Annotated in this window: 17 protein-coding genes; 11 read left to right on the top strand and 6 right to left on the bottom strand. The window is 42.0% G+C overall.

From position 1 onward, the window contains the following. Positions 1–66: 66 nt before the first annotated feature. Positions 67–984: a L,D-transpeptidase family protein gene (locus IEY03_RS05210; protein ID WP_188840294.1), complete on the top strand. Its 918-nt coding sequence runs from the start codon at positions 67–69 to the stop codon at positions 982–984. 199 nt (positions 985–1,183) lie between these two features. On the opposite strand, the gene IEY03_RS05205 is transcribed toward IEY03_RS05210, so the two are convergent. Both IEY03_RS05205 and IEY03_RS05200 read right to left on the bottom strand, forming a co-directional pair. Next, complete coding sequence (locus IEY03_RS05205) at positions 1,184–1,519, bottom strand: Fis family transcriptional regulator (protein WP_188840293.1); 336 nt, start codon at positions 1,517–1,519, stop codon at positions 1,184–1,186. 113 nt (positions 1,520–1,632) lie between these two features. Then, positions 1,633–2,562, bottom strand: coding sequence for a polymer-forming cytoskeletal protein (locus IEY03_RS05200; RefSeq protein WP_188840292.1), 930 nt, complete (start codon positions 2,560–2,562; stop codon positions 1,633–1,635). A 123-nt stretch (positions 2,563–2,685) separates the two neighbouring features. Between IEY03_RS05200 and zapE the strand changes: the two genes are divergently transcribed. After that, entirely contained in the window at positions 2,686–3,846 is a 1,161-nt protein-coding gene (zapE, locus tag IEY03_RS05195) for a cell division protein ZapE (protein WP_188840291.1), read from the top strand. Here zapE and IEY03_RS05190 read toward each other — a convergent pair. After that, complete coding sequence (locus IEY03_RS05190) at positions 3,843–4,118, bottom strand: DUF3081 family protein (RefSeq protein ID WP_188840290.1); 276 nt, start codon at positions 4,116–4,118, stop codon at positions 3,843–3,845. The two genes, zapE and IEY03_RS05190, sit on opposite strands and share 4 nt — an antisense overlap. A 211-nt stretch (positions 4,119–4,329) precedes the next feature. Between IEY03_RS05190 and IEY03_RS05185 the strand changes: the two genes are divergently transcribed. After that, positions 4,330–5,286, top strand: a complete 957-nt coding sequence (locus IEY03_RS05185; RefSeq protein ID WP_188840289.1) for a sodium-dependent bicarbonate transport family permease — start codon at positions 4,330–4,332, stop codon at positions 5,284–5,286. A gap of 109 nt (positions 5,287–5,395) precedes the next feature. On the opposite strand, the gene IEY03_RS05180 is transcribed toward IEY03_RS05185, so the two are convergent. Beyond that, positions 5,396–6,358: a GGDEF domain-containing protein gene (locus IEY03_RS05180; protein WP_188840288.1), complete on the bottom strand. Its 963-nt coding sequence runs from the start codon at positions 6,356–6,358 to the stop codon at positions 5,396–5,398. Between the two features lie 80 nt (positions 6,359–6,438). Beyond that, positions 6,439–9,285, bottom strand: a complete 2,847-nt coding sequence (gene glnE, locus IEY03_RS05175) for a bifunctional [glutamate--ammonia ligase]-adenylyl-L-tyrosine phosphorylase/[glutamate--ammonia-ligase] adenylyltransferase (protein WP_188840287.1) — start codon at positions 9,283–9,285, stop codon at positions 6,439–6,441. A 167-nt stretch (positions 9,286–9,452) separates the two neighbouring features. Between glnE and IEY03_RS05170 the strand changes: the two genes are divergently transcribed. The 8 genes from IEY03_RS05170 (at position 9,453) to IEY03_RS05135 (ending at position 16,231) form a co-directional block, all read left to right on the top strand. Beyond that, positions 9,453–10,418, top strand: coding sequence for a hypothetical protein (locus IEY03_RS05170; protein ID WP_188840286.1), 966 nt, complete (start codon positions 9,453–9,455; stop codon positions 10,416–10,418). A 12-nt stretch (positions 10,419–10,430) separates the two neighbouring features. Then, on the top strand, positions 10,431–11,330 hold the full coding sequence (locus IEY03_RS05165; RefSeq protein WP_188840285.1) for a DUF350 domain-containing protein: 900 nt from the start codon (positions 10,431–10,433) through the stop codon (positions 11,328–11,330). A gap of 5 nt (positions 11,331–11,335) precedes the next feature. Beyond that, the gene (locus tag IEY03_RS05160; RefSeq protein WP_188840284.1) at positions 11,336–13,114 is read left to right on the top strand and encodes a polyamine aminopropyltransferase; all 1,779 of its coding nucleotides are present in this window, start codon (positions 11,336–11,338) and stop codon (positions 13,112–13,114) included. 78 nt (positions 13,115–13,192) lie between these two features. Continuing rightward, the gene (locus tag IEY03_RS05155) at positions 13,193–13,606 is read left to right on the top strand and encodes a YjfI family protein (RefSeq protein ID WP_188840283.1); all 414 of its coding nucleotides are present in this window, start codon (positions 13,193–13,195) and stop codon (positions 13,604–13,606) included. A 10-nt stretch (positions 13,607–13,616) separates the two neighbouring features. After that, positions 13,617–14,306: a PspA/IM30 family protein gene (locus IEY03_RS05150; protein ID WP_188840282.1), complete on the top strand. Its 690-nt coding sequence runs from the start codon at positions 13,617–13,619 to the stop codon at positions 14,304–14,306. 6 nt (positions 14,307–14,312) lie between these two features. After that, entirely contained in the window at positions 14,313–14,966 is a 654-nt protein-coding gene (locus IEY03_RS05145; RefSeq protein WP_188840281.1) for a hypothetical protein, read from the top strand. Between the two features lie 18 nt (positions 14,967–14,984). After that, positions 14,985–15,311 carry a hypothetical protein gene (locus IEY03_RS05140; RefSeq protein ID WP_188840280.1) on the top strand — a complete coding sequence of 109 codons (327 nt, stop codon included), beginning with the start codon at positions 14,985–14,987 and terminating at the stop codon, positions 15,309–15,311. Between the two features lie 110 nt (positions 15,312–15,421). Further along, positions 15,422–16,231, top strand: coding sequence for an ion transporter (locus IEY03_RS05135; RefSeq protein ID WP_188840279.1), 810 nt, complete (start codon positions 15,422–15,424; stop codon positions 16,229–16,231). Positions 16,232–16,571: 340 nt separating this feature from the next. Here the strand turns inward: IEY03_RS05135 and mrcB are convergent, their stop codons facing one another. Then, positions 16,572–18,869, bottom strand: coding sequence for a penicillin-binding protein 1B (mrcB, locus tag IEY03_RS05130; protein WP_188840278.1), 2,298 nt, complete (start codon positions 18,867–18,869; stop codon positions 16,572–16,574). Positions 18,870–18,884: the final 15 nt, after the last annotated feature.

The following is an 18,884-nucleotide window of genomic DNA, read 5'->3' as shown; positions in this document are numbered from 1 at the left end:
GCGCCCAATTAAAAAGCATTAGCTTTTAACTAAATTCCCCCTATTAGATAGGAACACCAAAGCACTATGTTAAACCTTTTAAAATTTGTTATTTTGGCCACAGCAGCAACGCTTTTAAGCTTTAATAGCTTTGCTTTGGAATATCGCTTACCCGCAAAAGGAAGCATGTTGGTAGGTGAAAACCAATACTACGTTGTGCCTGAAGGTAAACTGACACTGGAAGAGATTGCGGCTGAATTTAAATTAGGTTTAACCAATGTATTAGAAGCAAATCCTGGCGTTGATCCCTTTTTACCCACCCCTGGCAGCACCTTAGTGATCCCGCATCAGTTAATTTTACCTAATACTAAACATGAAGGTATTATCATTAACGTTGCCGAAATGCGTCTGTACTACTTCCCGAAAGGCACTAATACAGTAGAAGTTTTACCCATTGGTATTGGTCAAATCGGTCGAGACACCCCTGAAAACTGGGTAACAAGCGTACAACGTAAACGCGCCAATCCTACCTGGACCCCAACGGCAACAACCCGCAAGATTTATGAAGCTCAAGGAATAACGTTGCCCGCAGTATGGCCGGCAGGCCCTGATAACCCGATGGGGCTACATGCGCTTTATATTGGTAACTTATTTGCAATTCACGGCACTAACGCCACCTTTGGTATTGGCTTACGTGTAAGCCAGGGCTGTGTGCGTTTACGCCATGAAGATATCGAACATTTATTTAATACCGTACCTGTTGGTACTCGTGTTGAATTTATTAACCAACCAGTTAAGTTTACTGAAGAGCCTGATGGAAATCGTTATTTAGAAGTCCACCAGCCACTTTCTAAAACACAAAATGAGTTCGAATCAAAAGAGCCTGTTGCCTTAACATTCAATAAAGAAACCACACGCTTTATTGCTCATCCAGAAACGGATTCGTTTGTTTTAAAACGCTTACTTGAACAACGTACGGGCATCCCAACACGTATCAATCCTTAAGCTTTAAGACAATATAAGAAACGGCTTACATTGACATGTAAGCCGTTTTTGTTTGTGTTAGCACAACTAAAATGATTAGCGTAAATGATAAAAGCAGGAAATCTTAATCACCTGAGGTAGATAGCTAGCTTAGTTGATTTAACAGGGTTATTGAATATCAATCCTGCCATGTTCGATAACCCTAAGTCGCTAATGCTATTTAGCCAAGTCTTAGCGCCCAGTTGCCATTATTATCTTGCTGACAATTTTGTTCACAATCATACGAAATTTGCTGATTTTTAATAACGACATTGATGTCGAGTAACTTTTTTACAATTAACGCGCTCAGCACATGCTGGTTTTGCGCCAGTGTAAATTGCTGAAGGTTGTCACGCGTGTCGAACACACAGACAACTCGTAAACTCTTCGGAAACTGAGCATAGTTAACTTGGTGTGTCAGCCATATAAAACCATTAAACTCCTCTAACGCAAATTCACAAACCTCGTTTAGTTGGCTTATCAATTGGTTATCAGTTCTCTTATCTGTTTTACGCATACATTCTCTTGGCGCTAATTTGGGGCAAGATGAAAACAATACAACGGCTGAAGCTAACTGTGGGTAAATCTAGTGATGTCTATCAACTGCCTCTGTAAATCACTTCACCTTAGCTACTGCTTGGTGGTCGGCTTGCTGGCAACTTCTTTTATGCTACCAGCCTGTTTTTGCAGGTTTTCATTCGCAGGCAGAGCGGCTCCTGCATCATTAACCACAGTTGCGGCGGCCTCATTACCGTCGGCCATTAGTTCATTGGATGCGGCCATCGCATCTAAATCTTCCATTGCCACATCAGGATCGGCTAAACCAGCATTAACCAGTTCTTCGCGTTGCTCAATAAAAGAGTGCTCATTTTGCACATCCTTTAACAATTTAGCGGCATTACGTTCAGTGACATTGTCAACCGATGGTAATGGCTGGGTAAATAATGCGGGCTCATTACTAGTAGGCTGAGGTGATTTTAGCAAGCTTAAAGCGTCAAATTGCCAAACTCCAACCGCAATCACCACGAGAGCACTGACTGTCAAAAAGGCTTTACTTGATTTGTTGTTAGGCTGAACTTTATTGTCGTCGGCATTGCTATCAAGGTTTTTAGCGGGTGTAGATGGCACACTTTGTTGAATATCTGTCAGCTCATGGTTTGGGTGTGAACGATTATTCACAGGCTCAATTGTCTCATTAAGTATTACATGGGCAGGCATAGGTAACACATTGGCTTCCGGACCTGTGGTACGCATACCAATAAACTGACCGCCATCGTAAATTTCCATATCATGGCTAGACACATCAGCTTCGACTAAACCAGCGCTTACAATAACCAATTTATTGCAAAATAATTTACCTTTTAATGTGCCACTTACACGAAGTTCTTGGCAAAAAACTTCGCCATCTACTTCGCCTCCCGGCTCAATTTTAATTTGATCATTTGAACGCACGATCCCTGTGACTTTTCCAGCAATTAACGCAGGCCCTTTAATGTCCATTTCACCATTAAGGGTCATTTCGGCGCCAATATAGGTTATCCCCTTAGTTTTATTATTCATTATTTTATCCTTTGCAGGTTATCACTATGTTGCAAATTTACATCAATCTAGCCATAAACGCGACCCATGATGATATGACCGGAATAAGGTATACTGGCCGCAATAGCCCCTAAATATACAGTTATGACACTTTCTCCTATCGCACAATACCAAGCTTTAAGCCAAATATGCGTGTTGGCTGATGAAGCTCAAACTGAAGCCCTACGAGCATTAGATGCTCTTTTCCAGCAATTAAACACCCTTGACTCTGCCAGTCATAGCAAAGGGCTTTATCTTTGGGGAGATGTCGGCAGAGGGAAAACCTTCTTGATGGATTTGTTTTATCACAGTGTGAAAAACACCCCAAAACTGAGACTGCACTTTCACCGATTTATGGCTATGTTGCATCAACGCCTCAATCAAACATCTGGTATAAGAGAACCACTGACCTATATTGCTAAAGATATTGCCAAACAATATCGACTAATTTGCTTCGATGAATTTTTTGTTGCTGACATTGGCGATGCTATTTTACTAGCCCGACTCTTCGACACTTTATTTGCTGAAGGTGTGGTGTTAGTTGCGACATCAAACATTGCCATTAATGATTTATATAAAGGTGGGCTGCAACGAGACCGCTTTATGCCGACGATTGAATTACTGAAACAATACACCCAAGAAGTTCATCTTAATGGCCGTATTGATCATAGGCTGACGGCAGATAATGCATCAGTAAACCATGCCTCGAGTTTAGCTGACAGTTCAGTGCTATTTACTTTGCCCTCGAGTCAAAAACCTGAACAAATTTACACTTTACTCAAGCATGAATGCGTATTTATTTCATCCAGTAGCAAGACTTTCCAATCTGATCACATTTCAATTTGTCAGCGGTTAATTCCGATCAAAGCGGCGATTGGCGAGTTGGCTTGGTTTGAATTTAACGCCCTATGCGATGGCCCGAGAAGTGCGTTAGATTATATTGAACTTGCGGGAAAATTTAAGGCCATTTTACTCAGTCATGTGCCCGCTTTAGGGGGTGAAATTCGCTCTTGGATCAAAGCGAGGGGCACTGAAGATGGCGTAATGGCCACCTCGACAGGAGAAAGACAATTGGCATATTCGATTCAAGATGATCCCACCAGACGTTTCATTAGTTTGGTCGATCAGTTATACGATCAAAAAGTCTGTCTTATCATTCACTCAGCCCACTCATTAGAAAGCCTATATCAAGATGGAGCATTATCTTTTGAGTTTAAAAGAACCTATAGCCGATTAATTGAAATGAGACGTTGGCTAAAAAATTAATTTTTACTGTATTTTTCAACGTCAGTAAAACGGGTCAAAAAATTTTCAAGCGCCTCATGATTGGGGTAATCAAACGTATATTTATTATGAAAGAAAATATCTAACCTCACCTGCGCATCACTTAAGCTAATCGTATAACCATCAAAATCAGTTAACGCATTAAGACCGCATAAATGATAAACCGATTCGGTCGAATCAGACTGTTTATCACCTAACGTTGTGACTTTATTAAATACACGTAATGCTCTGTGAATATCAATTTCATTTTTCATGGCTGTCTCTTTAATCAAATAGGTCTAATTACACTCTTAGATACCCAGGTGATTCAGATCCATTTTAACCTGAGGTATTAGATGAAAATTGTTACAGATTTTTTGCAATAATGTCCCATTAAAAGCATTGCTATCGAATACGATAACAAGGCACAATCAGCCCACAAAATTATGCTATTACACGTTTTTCATTACGAGAGCTCAAATCACTATGCCTGATATTGTTATTGCTTTCTTTGCTTTAGGCTTGCTTGCAGGATTAATTAAATCAGATCTTAAAGTCCCTAAAGCCACCTATGAAACCCTCACAATTTTGTTAATGCTAACCCTAGGTTTAAAGGGCGGCATGGCATTACATGGAGAAACACATACATTACAAATCAGTGAGTTAATTGCAATTATTGCTTTGGGCTTTATTATCCCGCTGACCTTATATCCCATTTTACGCAAAGTGATCCTGCTGGAACAAAAAGAAGCCATCAGTATTGCCGCTCACTATGGCTCAGTGAGTGCGGGAACGTTCGCCGTGGTGCTCGCTATGGTCGATTATTCAGATTTGCCCTTACGTCCAGAAACCACGCTTTACTTAGTTTTATTAGAATTACCCGCCATTATTATTATGCTATGGCTACATCGTCATTTAGAAGCTAAAAATAATCCTCAAATAACAACGGCTTCTCACGGCAGTGTGTTGCATGAAGCACTCACCAGTCGCGGGGTGGTATTACTGTGTGGTGGTGTGGTTATCGGCTGGCTATATGGCTCTGAGGGTATGGCGCCATTAACCCCTATACTAATGGGCGGATTTAAAACACTTTTAGCCTTATTCCTATTAGAAATGGGTATTAGCACAGCAAAAGTCTGTTTCCCATTACCTTATAAGCAATGGCGTTTATTAACATTTGCCGCCATAGCCCCCTTTGTATTAGCTTGGGTGGGTATTGGCTTAGGCTTTATGCTTGATTTACCCTCTGGCAGTATTTTAGTGTTGGCAGGATTAAGCGCCAGTGCTTCATATATTGCCGCACCTGCAGCAATTAAAGCGGCAATACCTGATGCTAATATTGGTTTGGCGATGCTAGCATCACTTGGAATAACCTTCCCAGTGAACGTACTTGTTGGTTTACCTTTGTACCAAATATGGATTGAAAAACTGGCACTAAATTAACCGTTTTTATGCTTGCCAATAAAAACAGGTTAACTTTACGTTAACCTGTTTTTTTATTGTCTGAATATGCCTTTACAGCAAAACTGACGATTCATGTATGTTATTGAGTTTACTTATGATGCAGCGCTTTAATCGCAAACATCGCTTTATCTGCCTGAGCCAGATATTCGTTTAAAGACAGTGAGCTGTTATATGCACGGTGGGCAACGCCTGTGCTGTAAACCAATTTATAGGCTGAGTCATTTTGTTGATTATGGGTATGGACCAAGGCATCGAAGCGCTTCAATACCGCATCCAAATTAAGCTCGGCCTCATAACTTAACAATACGATGAACTCATCACCAGCAAAACGAGCAATAACATCAGATTCTCTAAAGCCGTCTAACAATAATCCGGCAAACTGCTGTAATGCTTTATCACCTTCAGCATGACCAAATTGATCGTTAATCTGTTTGAAATGATCTAAATCGAAGAATAACAGACTGGTATTAATGCCTTGTCGATCACCATTGGCTATCACTTGACTGGCTAGCATTTCAAAGCCTCGACGGTTTGAAATAGCCGTTAAAGGATCTAATGTTGCTTGCTGAATTGCCACAATCTCATCTTCGACAAGATGACCAAGATCTGTCAGAGCATGGCGATCATCTTGCGAAAATTGACGCGGTTTATCGTCAATTAGGCACAGTGTACCTATGCGCACGTTATTGGGCATGGTCAGGGGATATCCCGCATAAAAGCGAATTTTAGGCGGTTTTGTCACCAATGGATTATCAACAAAACGTTCATCTTTAAAGGTGTCTTCCACAACAAAAACATCATGTTGCAAAATTGCATGACCACAAAAAGAAATATCTCTACCCGTTTGTTCGACTTCTATGCCTTGCGCTGATTTAAACCATTGACGGTCTTCATCCACCAAGCTAACCAGACATATCGACACGCCAAATAAACGTTTAGCAAGACGGGTAATACGATCAAACCGCTCTTCGGCCACGGTATCAAGCACATTTAAACCACGTAATGTTTCTAGTCGAGTATGCTCATCTGCAGGTATGGGTGCACATAACATTCAATCATTCACCTTTTGTAGGTACTTTATACACTAAAGCAGTGTTAACTCATTTAATCAAATTGGTTGAAAAATTAATATCACATCTCAAGGATTTGACGATAAATTTCAATCACTGTATCGGTTTTATCTGCCACAAGACTACTTTCAAGCTGGCCACTCATTTGTTGTAGAGTTAATTCATGATTCTTATCACGTAGCCAACAATAAGTTTGGGTTAAATGCTGCGCTTGCATCACCGGCATTAACTCTAAATCAGCCAACACCTCAAAAATTCGCACATTGTCTGACCATACAGTGAGCTCTGGATATTCATGGGAGTATGCCAACACCATAAACTGAGCAATAAACTCAATATCGGCAATGCCACCAGCACTTTGTTTTAGATTGAACATGCCTTCACTGGTGTGCAATAAATGATCGCGCATTTTTATACGCATCTCACGAACGGCTATCGCCAATTCCCTTTTATCACGCGGGTTTTGTAGCACTTGAGCACGAAGCAGGCTAAAACGATGTGCTAAATCATGATCGCCAAATACAAACCGAGAACGTACCAAGGCTTGATGTTCCCATGTCCAGGCCTCTTTATTTTGATATTCACCAAAACGCTCAATCTCACTGACTAATAATCCTGAAGCCCCTGAGGGCCGTAAACGCATATCAACTTCATACAATTCTCCCGAAGTGGTTCGGGTGGCAAATAGATGCACTATGCGTTGAGCTAGCTTGAGGTAGAAGTGGCTACTGTCAATCGGACGCTCACCATCCGTGCTTCCAACATTATTATTGCTGTGTAAAAAAACCAAATCTAAATCGGAACCATAACCCAGCTCAATACCACCTAATTTGCCATAACCTATTACCGCAAAGCCCATTTCATTTTGGTTAGCACCTGGTGGCACACCATGTCTTGCCGCTACCTGATGCCAGGCATGCAAAACCACTTGCTCAATTATCGCTTCAGCTAAAAAAGTTAAATGATCACTCACCTGCATGACAGGTAATACACCTGTTACGTCTGCAGCAGCAATTTTTAATTGTTGTGATAGCTTAAATTGCCGCAAGGCTTCCATTTGCTGTTCCATGTCATCTTCTGGCACACGTAACAGATACTGGCGAAGCTCGCTGGGGTAATCATCAATGGAGGTAATATCGTATAATTGAGCGGGATCTATCAACTCATCCAATAGCATTGGAAAGTTAGCAAGCTCTTTGGCAATCCAAGGACTTGCACAACATAAGCTGACTAATTGTTGGCGCGCCCCCGGATTTTCACACAAGAGTTCTAAATACGTAGTACGAGTCAGAATTTTATCTAACACATTAGAAACGGGTTTAAATGCCGCACTCGGTTTGGTTTGCACCATTAATTCTTCAAGCAACTTTGGCATTAAACGGTCAAGCGTTTCTCGGCCTCGAGGTCCAATTGAGCGTTTGGAAACTGTGTTACGCCAATCACTGAGTAGTGGCCATAACTCAGGATCTTCAATTTGTTGTTCCTGCAATAGAGTGTCAGCGTGATCATCTTGTTGGATATTCCAAAACAAACTTGTCCAATGATCGCTGTGTTCATGTGAGTCACTGCCACCTACAGTGGCATTAAAATGACGATGAATTTTTGCCATCGCCGCTTCTATGTGAGTCCGTAAATCGGTTTCGTTGGTTAAATTCATGCTGTAACACAAACGCTGCCAATCTAATGAATTGTTGGGCAAGGTTTGGGTTTGTTTATCATCAATGGCTTGCAGCAGGTTTTCCACACGACGCAACAAAATATATGAGTGCTTCAGCTCATCCACAGCCAGATACTCTAATTGCCCCAAGCTATACAAGGTATCAATCGCACCAAATAAGCTTTGCTGACGTAATGCCGGCTCACGTCCACCACGAATTAACTGGAAGCTTTGCACCACGAACTCCACTTCCCGGATGCCGCCAGCACCAAGCTTGATGTTATCGGTTAACTGACGACGACGCACTTCCTGGGCGATCATCTGTTTCATTTTACGCAATGATTCAATGGCAGAAAAATCGATATAACGACGATAAACAAAAGGTCGTAATAAATCGTGTAATTCATCGCAATATCCGCTCCATGGCCCTAATACGCGCGCTTTAACCATGGCATAACGTTCCCAATCGCGGCCTTGTTCCTGATAATAATCTTCAAGGCCTGCAAAACTAACCACAAGAGGGCCACTTTCACCATAAGGGCGTAAACGCATATCGACCCGAAACACAAATCCATCTGCGGTAACTTGATCTAACAAATTAACCAGTTTTTGCCCCATGCGAATAAAAAACTGCTGATTAGCAATCGCGCGACGTCCGCCGATGGTTTCACCATGTTCGGGAAAGGTAAAAATTAAATCAATATCAGAGGAAAAGTTAAGCTCTCGTCCACCTAGCTTACCCATGCCTAAAATCAACAAAGGCTGGGGTTTACCCTCTGCATCTGAAGGTGTACCCAACTGCTTACATAAATCCACATAAAGCCAATCTCGCGCTGCAATAACCAGCGCTTCGGCCAGTGAAGAAAGATCAATTAACGAATCTTCTAGTTTTGAGTAATTAGCAAAATCTCGCCAAGCTAAACGCACCATTTGCTTATTACGATATTGCCGCAATGCCGACTTGACTTGATCTTCAGTCGTTAAATCGAGCAATATTTGATGCAATTCTTTATCAAAATCAGCCCGCACTACTTCATCAAGCAAGCCATCAAAAAGCATTGGGATCCATTCAGGATGGCGGTTAAGTTGCTCGGCAATATAATCGCTTAAACTGAATATAGTTTTGATTTCAGATTGCTGATTATCGGTAAGTGACAAAGCCTCAGGCCAGAGGTCGATTAATCTTAACCAGTAACTTTCTGCTGTTTGTTGCATTTGTGCAGATAATACCTTGTTACTTTTTGATGGCATGGCGATAATGGTCCTTTGATTAGATTCAAGATTGGACATATTATGTCAAGAATGTTATATCTTGATGCAGAGATAATATTTATAATCTCAAGATACTATACCCTGTCGCAAACGCACATTAAAAATTGCACTCTATGCGCATGAATTTTATAACACTTGGAGAAAACATGGCAGGTAAGCTTCCCCGTGTATTCACGTTTTTCATCATTGTTTTTCTTAGCCTAAATTTGACAGGCTGCGGTGATGATCGACCTGAGCAAATTGCTAAATATCAACAGCTAACCACGCAACGTTTAGCGCAACTCAAAACTGGCCTTGAGAGCAATCAATTACGTAATGCCACTTTATTGCAGCAATATAGTGATTTACTTGCTAAACAAAGCCCAGAACTCGCTCCACTTTTGAGCGAGTTAGCGCTAGATGCCACCACTCAAGGCCCGATGTTTCAATCTTTATTGCGTAGAAATAATGACCTGAGCACAGCGGCCAACTTTATCAATTTAGACCAACAACTTGCCGAAGCTGAAAACGTCTACCAAGCCACTGATCCAAGTTTATATAACGACATGTTATCTGATCCTGTTAACGTGGTTGCTGACTTGTCTAAAGGTAAATTGGCAAGGGTAAATTCAATCAGCCGTGAGGCGGCCGCATTAGCCAATGGCAGTGAAGATTTTGGCCCCGGTAGCCAGTTGGTTGGCAACCCTTCTTACGGCAGTTGGCAGTCAGACTCAAGCGGCACATCTTTCTGGGCTTGGTATGGCATGTATGCCATGTTTTCTAATGTATTCCAACGTCCAATCCGTTATGACAATTGGTCAAGCCTTCGTGGCTACAGTTACTACAATGATGTAGGTAGATATCGTTATACCTCGCCAAGACAAGCAACTGCGCAAAATAATACTTATCAGCAAACAAAAAAGAGTTTTGAACGCCAAGGTAAGCGCTTTGACAGCCCGTATGCCAAGCCCAAAACCGGCGCCACTAGTTTGTCTCGTCAAAGTGCCAGTGCGCCAAAAGCGAGTACAACCACTCGTACATCAACGAGCAAGTTTCGCTCAAGTTATTCGAAAACCAGTAGTTTCCGTAATTCAAGTAGCCGCACCACTCGCGGCATTAGCCGTGGTAAATAGGTAGGACTGACAATGACATTTCTTCAACAATATGGCATCACAGAGCCACTGTTAATTATTCTTGCAATTGATTTAGCCATTGCAATCGTACTACTAGCCTTGATGCGATATCTTCAAGGTTGGTCAATTAAGGTTAACAGCACTAAAGAGCTGGCTGAACATGATAATTTTGCTTTTGGTATCAGTACCGCTGGCGCGGTGGCAGCACTTGGGATTGTACTCACTGGCGCGATCACTGGTGAGGCAGCAGTATCTTACACCACCGAGGCTATCGGCATGACAGCCTACGGTTTATTCGGTTTAATACTGATTAAATTAGGTCGCTATCTACATGATAAAATTGCTTTAAATGAATTTCCTAAAAATGAAGAAATCCTCAAAGGTAATGTGTCGGTTGCGGTTGTCGATGCCGCTGCCGCGATTGCAACAGCAATCATTATTCGCGCAGTGTTAATGTGGGCTGAAGATATTACCATTGATACTTTCATTGCCATTTTCAGCGCGTTTTTAGTATCACAATTGATATTGGTACTGTTAACCCGTTTACGTGAAAATCGTTACGCAAAACGTAACCAAGATGCCTCTATGCAGCAGGCATTAAAGCAAGGGCAAACCGCCTTAGCTATCCGCCATAGTGGTTATATGATTGCCATGGCATTGAGTTTTAATGCTGCAAGCCACTTTATTTTGTATATCCCTACAGCATATTTAAACAATATTTTTGGCTGGTTAATTTTCTCATTCGTGATGCTAGTATTGATGAGCTTAGTGATCGCCTTAGTTAAAAAGTTAGTCTTGGCGGGGATCAATTTGGCTGAAGAAGTCGAAAAACAACACAACATAGGTATCGCCGCAGTTGAGATGGCGATCAGCATTGCTGTAGCCTTAATCTTAACGGCGTTAATGGCCTAATAACGATGTCTGATACTTTGCTTGAAGCACAACAACCTCAATCGGCACAGGAGGCGCTCAAGCAAAGTGCAACTGCGCCCTCTTCTTTATCGCTTAATAAACGGATTACTTGGTTTGATGATGCCTTATTACTAGGCATTATGGCACTGCTTGCAGGCTGTGGGTTAATCTATGAATACCTACTATCGCACTATGCGGGGCGTATATTAGGCGCATTAGAAGCCGCAATTTATACCATGATCGGCCTAATGATTGTTTCTATGGGGATAGGCGCATTTGCCGCCCGTAAAATCAAATGCGCTTTCACCGGTTTTGCTATTTTAGAACTCTCTGTCGCTTTGTGCGGCTCATTTGCTATTATCATCACGGCTGCCGTTATTGGTTTTGGCCAGCAACTCCCCTTAGCGATCGCTAACACCTTAGGTTTGCCTCCAGATCAACTGCCAAATGGCGGCTTTATTGCTAGCTTACAAACCCTTAGTGAATACCTGCCTTATTTATGGGGCGTGCTATTAGGCTTAATGATTGGTATGGAAATTCCTCTGATAGCGAGAGTAAGACAGTCATTATCTGAAGCCCATTTACTGCATAATGCTGGTACGATTTATGGTGCCGACTATATAGGAGCAGGTATTGGTGCCGCGATTTGGGTGTTCTTTATGCTGGCGATTGATATCCAACTTGCTGCCGCACTAACCGCGAGCGTCAACCTTATTGCTGGAGCCATATTTATTTGGCGCTTTTGGCATAACATTAGTCATGCTAAATGGCTACTGGTGGGGCATATTGTTGCCAGTGTTTGCATTGGCCTATTAGCAACCAAAGGGCCGCAGTGGGAACAACACTTCAATAATTTACTCTACAAAGATAAAGTTGTTTATGCAAAATCGACGCGGTTCCAACAACTGACATTTACTGAACGTCTCAGAGGCAATGGATTAGAACCCGTTTATAATTTATACATCAATGGTAGGCTGCAATTTTCTAGTAGTGATGAACATATTTATCATCAGTTTTTAGTGCATCCCACACTGGCTGCCAGTGCCCGCCATGACAAAGTATTGATTATTGGTGGTGGAGATGGCCTAGGTTTGAAGCAGGTGTTAGCTTGGGATCCTAAATCAGTAACATTAATGGATTTAGATAAAGACTTAGTCAGTTTATTTAAGTCGCCTCCCGAAGATATGCCAGCTTTCTTGAGCAAAGCCATGCTGGCATTAAATGGCAATAGTTTGAATGACCCTAGGCTAACGCTCATCAATGATGACGCGTTTAACGGGGTGGATACCTTAATTGCTGATGGTCAGCATTTCGACGCCATCATTGTCGACTTACCTGATCCCAGTCACCCAGATTTAAATAAACTCTATTCTGACTTATTCTATCGCAAACTGAATGAACTGCTTAGTGCCGATGGCATAGTCACAGTGCAGTCAACCTCACCTTACCACGCCCCTAAAGCCTTTATATCCATAGGTAAAACATTAACCTCAGCAGGTTTTAAGGTCGATCAGTTCCATCATAATGTACCCAGTTTTGGTGAATGGGGTTGGAGCATCGGCAGTAAACAAGGTTTATCACCTAAAAACAGGCTAACGGCACTTACTCAATTACCGATAAAAAGTGACTGGTTAACCTTAGGGTTAGTCCATGGTGCATTTGAATTTCCAGGTAATTACTATGCAGAACAACAAGATGTAAAAATTAACGAAATTGGTTCATTGCAACTTTATCATTATCATTTAGCCGCATGGTCAGAAAATGAAGCGATGAATCTTTTTTAATGGACACGATAGCGCTTGACATATTATGTCTCGATGCTATCTTTGAACACAGACATAATATGTCAATTAAGGACAACTATGAACATCCATACTATTGCTAACCATTTGAATGGTCTTTGTGACAAAAGTCGTACCGGTTTTCAATTTGATTGTTACCCGATTGACGGTGATGTAGAAGTACTTCAAGTCAATGTGGTAAGCCGAGAAGAGATTCCGGTTTTTGTCTCCGTCACTGACAACCAAATATTGTGTATCAGTTATTTGTGGGGCGAGGATGAAGTCAATCAAGCTCGTCGTGCAGAAATGTTTGAGACCATGTTAGAGCTCAACATTCCGATGCCACTGTCTTCATTTGCAAAAATTGACGATAAATATGTGGTCTATGGCGCACTATCAGTCGAATCAAGCATGGAAGAGATTGAGCAAGAATTAGCAGTACTTTCAGACAACTGTTTGGAAGTCATCGACGAACTCTCAGAGTTTTTGAATTAAGGAGTCAATTATGGGCATTTTAAATAAAATTCTTACCGCATTTCGTGGCGGTGCAACAGAAGTAGGCCAAAGTATTGTTGACGCAAACTCAACACGCATTTTTGAACAAGAAATTCGCGATGCAGAAAAGCATTTAACCAAAGCCAAGCGTGAGTTAACTGACGTTATGGCGAAAGAAATGCAAGCTAACCGTGAAGTTGACCGCTTAAAGCGCAGCATTGCTGAACATGAAGGTTATGTTACCCAGGCTTTAGAGAAAGAGAATGAAGCATTAGCTATTGAGATTGCAGAAAAAATCGCTCAACTTGATCAAGAGCTATCAGAGCAACAAGCAGCAAATGATAGCTTTAGTGCTCATGCTGTTCGCCTTAAAGATTTGGTTAAGAAAACTGAACGTCAGTTATCTGATTACCAGCGCCAATTAAGCATGGTAAAAACCACCGAAAGCGTGCAAAAAGCAACAGCAACCATTACTGATTCATTTGCATCTAGCAACTCAAAACTGCTTAATGCTAAAGACTCATTAGAGCGGATCAAAGCACGTCAGCAACAGTTTGATGATCGCTTAAAAGCCTCTGAAACCTTAGCAGAAGAGAACAGCGATAAGTCTTTACACGCTAAGCTGGCTGAAGCAGGTATTGGTGAGCAAAAGTCGAGCGCCAATGCTGTTCTTGATCGCATTAAAGCAAGAAAAGGCTAATTGACTATGGGATTTTTAAGCGGCCTATTTGGCAAAAAAGAAGCCCCTAAGCGTCTGCTTGACCATCCCAGTAAACTGCTCAAGGGTGATATGATCACCCTTGATGACAGTTTTGCTCTGCCTGCGCAACTGCGTGGGCAGCAGTTAAAGGTTGAAGCAATCCATACCTATGAATATCAGCGCTCTCAGCAATGTGAATACTTATTACGCGGCCACAGTGATAATGCCATTTATCTGTCTTATGTGGTTGAAGACGAAGCGTATTTAAGCTTTTCTATCAAAATTAATCGCGCTATGGTTGAACAGCTGTTTGACTTAGATGCCTTTGCTGAAATATTTGAAGAACCCGGTAAGGCCACCCTTACACCAGAACCTTTAGCGGCGGAATTAGCTCAAGAGTTCAGCCAATGGCTAGCTGACAATTATCATCAGGTGGAGTTTGCAGGTTTTGGTTATTTTCATCGAGAAGATTACCGCAATCAAAAGCCCCCTCAAGATGAAAACGGCGCACGGGGTGAAGCGTTCGAAAGTTATTCATTGATCAATAATGCCGAAACACTTGCAGTTGATATTGAAGTTTACGATGGTGGTGATACAGAAGTGATGCTAACCCTTTATCGTCCATTAACCGATATTCGCGAATACTGGCCTGCTAGTTAATCAAGGAGAGTCGCCTCTATGAGTAAAGGCAAACCATTACCTGAGAAATGGTTAAATAATCAAAAAGCTGCCAAAGCCACTCAAGTGGCTTTTGATATTGATGAAAAGTTTCAATACTCCATTCGCAAAGCGGCACTGGATCGAGGTGTTAGCCCTTCAGATCAAATAAGAACTATTCTAGGTTTATCGGTTTCAAAACGCCCCAAACGTCCAAGGCTGACCGTTTCCTTAAGTGGTGAAGATTATATATTGTTAGCTGAAAGATACGGTTTAGCTTCTGATGCACAACTTGAAATTAAAAAACGTGTCCTTGATGACTTAGTTCACTTTGTTGATAAGAAGTAATTATCAGATAGTCCAATATAAATTATTAAAACGCGCTAGACTTTTGCCTAGCGCGTTTTTTATTATGGGGAAGATAAATTGCCTCAGACAACTTATAAACGGACTTTGTAATGTTCAAATCTAAACCATGGTCATCCAAAACACTTAACACCCTTGAACCAATTGAACTGGCCATGATGGTATTGTCATTTTTCTCTGTCATCATAGTGCTGGCCTTAGCATTTGGTAAGCTCGACAAAGAAACATATCGTCTGCTGTTATATATCGACAGCGGTATTTGCTTTATTTTTATGGCCCGCTTTTTTTGGGGGGTACATAAAGCACGCGATAAAGTCTATTTTCTGCGCCACCATTGGATAGACTTTTTGGCCAGCATTCCCGCCATTGAAGCATTAAGAATTGCTCGTGTATTCCAAATACTTAGGGTCATAAGGCTTATCCGCATGAGCCGCTCAATTTTTTGGCCGTTACTAAGACAAAAGAAACAAGCCACTCTAGCAAGCCTTTTGTTAGCCACGGTATTAATTTTAGCCAATGCGTCAGTGCTGATTTTATTAGTTGAAAGTGGTGCAGAAGGGGCAAATATCCACACCGCCGAGCAAGCGATTTGGTGGGCGTTAGTGACAATATCCACCGTGGGTTACGGAGATTTCTATCCTGTTAGTACCTTAGGTCATGTCATTGGTGGCATTGTGATTATCAGTGGCGTAAGCTTTTTCGGGGTCATATCTGGTTATATGGCTTCGGTATTTGTGACCCCTGATGAGCAAGAGCGCAAAGAGTCACAACAGGAATTAATTAGAGCTGAGTTAGAACTGGTATTGTCGCGAATGGAGACCAATCAACATCAAATGGAAAAAAATCAAATTGAAATGTTGCATGAAATTACTCAACTTAGGAATGAGTTGTCTAAGAAATAGTTCGATGAAATAGCTCGGTGAATAGACTGTAAAAGGTTGAGTTTGAAATCGCACTAAAATCGACAGCCACAACTTTTACGTCCTCAAGCGTGTGTTATGCAACTCAATAACTAGCGCCTTTGACGCAAAAAGACTCAGCATCAATGTTAAAGCAGCTAAAGCACTCAGGACAATAATAACAATTATTACACACCACTCGCGAGTAAGGTTGCGTTTTACCGATTAACAGCCATGAACGATGAACCCCTTCCTCACATGGCCAACAAATGGACAATAAAATACCCCCACAGACAGCTAATGCCTGTGGGCGCAATCTTACCCTAAGCTTTTCCTTAAAGAATTACTCGCCCAATAGCTTTTGCCACCAGGACAAGGGTTCTCCACAATTTGCCGCAGGTTTATAACTCACATTGTGGGCAGGTAAATTAATCACATTGTGACAATTAGGCTGCATCGGCGCACCATTGGTGCGGTCAAAGTAGCCATTCACTATGCCCTGAACCGGTGGCATGCGTAAACTCAGCGGTGGACGTTGCTGTAAAAATGCTTGGTAAACCGCCATAGCACCGCTGCTACCGTATAAACCTGTTTTACTGTTATCGTCTTGACCAACCCAAATTGCTGCAACATTTCGTTCATCAAAACCTGCAAACCAAGAGTCACGACTATCGTTACTGGTGCCCGTTTTACCGGCCAATTTCACCCCAGGGAATGCTGCACCCAAACGTTTACCTGTGCCCTTGACCACAACTTGATTCATGGCATATTGCACCAGATAATCTGTCGCGGGATCTATCGCCATTTCACTGGCTGAATGCGTCACCGCTAATGGGGTATTTTGGCTATCCAACACCGCCGTAATTGAGGTTAACTTACGATAACGCCCCTCGTCCGCAATAGTTTGATAAACCTGTGCCACCATTAATGGCGAGCCATTCACTGCGCCAAGTAGCATAGATGGGTAAGGTGCAATAGACTCATTCCAACCCGCTTGTTGCAGGGTATTGGCCACATTCTCGACACCTATGGCTAAACCTGCATTTACTGTGGGTACGTTCATTGAATTAGCGAACGCCTCTAATAGAGACACTTCACCACTAAATTGTTTATCCACGTTTTTGGGCGACCAAGTTTTACCTTGTTCGTTTGTTAAGGTAATAGGCTTATCGGCAAGTGGGCTAGCTAAACTAAACTTATCCCCTTTTGTTAATGCTGTGGCATATACAAATGGCTTAATTAGCGACCCTATTGGCCGACGGATCTCAACGGCACGGTTAAAACCTTCAAAACCAGGTTGTTTATCTCCAACCATGGCAGCAATACCCCCGGTATACTTGTCTGTGACAACCATACCTACTTGGACATTTTTAACCCGTTTGTCTAAGGACTTTAAGGTTGATACAACGGCTTTCTCTGCGGCATCTTGGGCCATTGGATCTAAAGTGGTGTATACCTTAACGCCAGATTGATTCAATAAACTGTCACCATAGCGATTCCGTAGCTCATTTTTAACCACAGCAAAAAAAGCGGGCAGTTTTTGATGCACTGACTTTTTACCGTCTCGTAGTCCTAATGGTGATTCCGCAGCCGCTTTGTACTGCGCTACAGTCAACTTATCGTTTTCCATTAATATGCGTAACACAAGATCGCGTCGCTCTTGCGCTCGTTCAGGATAACGCCATGGGTTGTAATACGATGGTCCTTTAATCATTGCCACTAAAAACGCTTGCTGGGCAACGGTTAGCTCGGCTATTGGGCGTCCAAAATAGAATTGCGACGCTAATCCCATACCGTGGACGCCGCGGGATTTATCCTGGCCCATGTAAACTTCATTTAAATAAGCTTCTAAGATTTCATCTTTGCTGTAGCGAAAATCGATAATAATCGCCATTAACGCCTCACGTGCTTTACGGATAAGCGAACGCTCACTGCTTAAAAAGAAGTTTTTGGCTAATTGTTGAGTTAAGGTAGAGCCCCCTTGCACTGCTCTACCCGCTGTAATGTTGACAATCGCAGCTCTTGCTATCGCAAATGGATTAACACCATGATGTTCATAGAAGCTACGATCTTCTACCTGCAATAGTGACTCAACAATCAAACTAGGCATTTCGGTTGTGGGTACAAATAATCTATCTTCACCGTCTCCAGCAATAATGCGATCAAGTAATACCGGTTCTAAATGAAAAACGGCTAACTCGCGTTTATCACTCATACGTTTGACAGAATTAACCCCTAAACTATCAAAACTGATCATAACCCGTTGTTCTGCTTGGTTGCCCTCTGGATGTAAAAAAGGACGGCGCCAAAGCTCAATTCGGGTGCTTGACGCTGAAAACTCGCCGACTTGACGAGGATTACTCACCTTGCGATAACCCAATAATTTCAACTCAGCCATTAATTGCGGGTGGTTAATCGCCGCGCCAGGATACAGCGCCATTGAACGGCTGAAGATTTGCGCAGGTAAATGCCACTTTTGGCCTTCAAACTTTTGCGCAATGATTTGATCCAAATAGATGGCATAAAACGTCACAAAAGCAATGCCGATTAATGACAGTTTCCATGTCAAAGACCATAGGCTTCGTAGCCAACCTTTACTGTGTTTTTTAGAGTGCTTCTTTGTCGATTTATTTTTTGCCATGTCTCTCTACAACGT

Origin of the sequence: Shewanella aestuarii (assembly GCF_014647215.1) — a bacterium.
GTDB lineage: Bacteria > Pseudomonadota > Gammaproteobacteria > Enterobacterales > Shewanellaceae > Shewanella > Shewanella aestuarii.
The sequence above is the reverse complement of the archived record's forward strand: the minus strand, read 5'-3'. Positions and strand labels throughout refer to the sequence as shown.

What these genes read in the sequence shown, in the direction of transcription:
- IEY03_RS05170 (WP_188840286.1), top strand. Translation starts at nt 9,453, where the DNA reads ATGGCAGGTAAGCTTCCCCGTGTATTCACGTTTTTCATCATTGTTTTT.
- mrcB (WP_188840278.1), bottom strand. Translation starts at nt 18,869, where the DNA reads ATGGCAAAAAATAAATCGACAAAGAAGCACTCTAAAAAACACAGTAAA.
- IEY03_RS05155 (WP_188840283.1), top strand. Translation starts at nt 13,193, where the DNA reads ATGAACATCCATACTATTGCTAACCATTTGAATGGTCTTTGTGACAAA.
- glnE (WP_188840287.1), bottom strand. Translation starts at nt 9,285, where the DNA reads ATGCCATCAAAAAGTAACAAGGTATTATCTGCACAAATGCAACAAACA.
- IEY03_RS05180 (WP_188840288.1), bottom strand. Translation starts at nt 6,358, where the DNA reads ATGTTATGTGCACCCATACCTGCAGATGAGCATACTCGACTAGAAACA.
- IEY03_RS05150 (WP_188840282.1), top strand. Translation starts at nt 13,617, where the DNA reads ATGGGCATTTTAAATAAAATTCTTACCGCATTTCGTGGCGGTGCAACA.
- IEY03_RS05145 (WP_188840281.1), top strand. Translation starts at nt 14,313, where the DNA reads ATGGGATTTTTAAGCGGCCTATTTGGCAAAAAAGAAGCCCCTAAGCGT.
- IEY03_RS05200 (WP_188840292.1), bottom strand. Translation starts at nt 2,562, where the DNA reads ATGAATAATAAAACTAAGGGGATAACCTATATTGGCGCCGAAATGACC.
- IEY03_RS05140 (WP_188840280.1), top strand. Translation starts at nt 14,985, where the DNA reads ATGAGTAAAGGCAAACCATTACCTGAGAAATGGTTAAATAATCAAAAA.
- IEY03_RS05210 (WP_188840294.1), top strand. Translation starts at nt 67, where the DNA reads ATGTTAAACCTTTTAAAATTTGTTATTTTGGCCACAGCAGCAACGCTT.
- IEY03_RS05135 (WP_188840279.1), top strand. Translation starts at nt 15,422, where the DNA reads ATGTTCAAATCTAAACCATGGTCATCCAAAACACTTAACACCCTTGAA.
- IEY03_RS05165 (WP_188840285.1), top strand. Translation starts at nt 10,431, where the DNA reads ATGACATTTCTTCAACAATATGGCATCACAGAGCCACTGTTAATTATT.
- IEY03_RS05185 (WP_188840289.1), top strand. Translation starts at nt 4,330, where the DNA reads ATGCCTGATATTGTTATTGCTTTCTTTGCTTTAGGCTTGCTTGCAGGA.
- IEY03_RS05160 (WP_188840284.1), top strand. Translation starts at nt 11,336, where the DNA reads ATGTCTGATACTTTGCTTGAAGCACAACAACCTCAATCGGCACAGGAG.
- IEY03_RS05205 (WP_188840293.1), bottom strand. Translation starts at nt 1,519, where the DNA reads ATGCGTAAAACAGATAAGAGAACTGATAACCAATTGATAAGCCAACTA.
- IEY03_RS05190 (WP_188840290.1), bottom strand. Translation starts at nt 4,118, where the DNA reads ATGAAAAATGAAATTGATATTCACAGAGCATTACGTGTATTTAATAAA.
- zapE (WP_188840291.1), top strand. Translation starts at nt 2,686, where the DNA reads ATGACACTTTCTCCTATCGCACAATACCAAGCTTTAAGCCAAATATGC.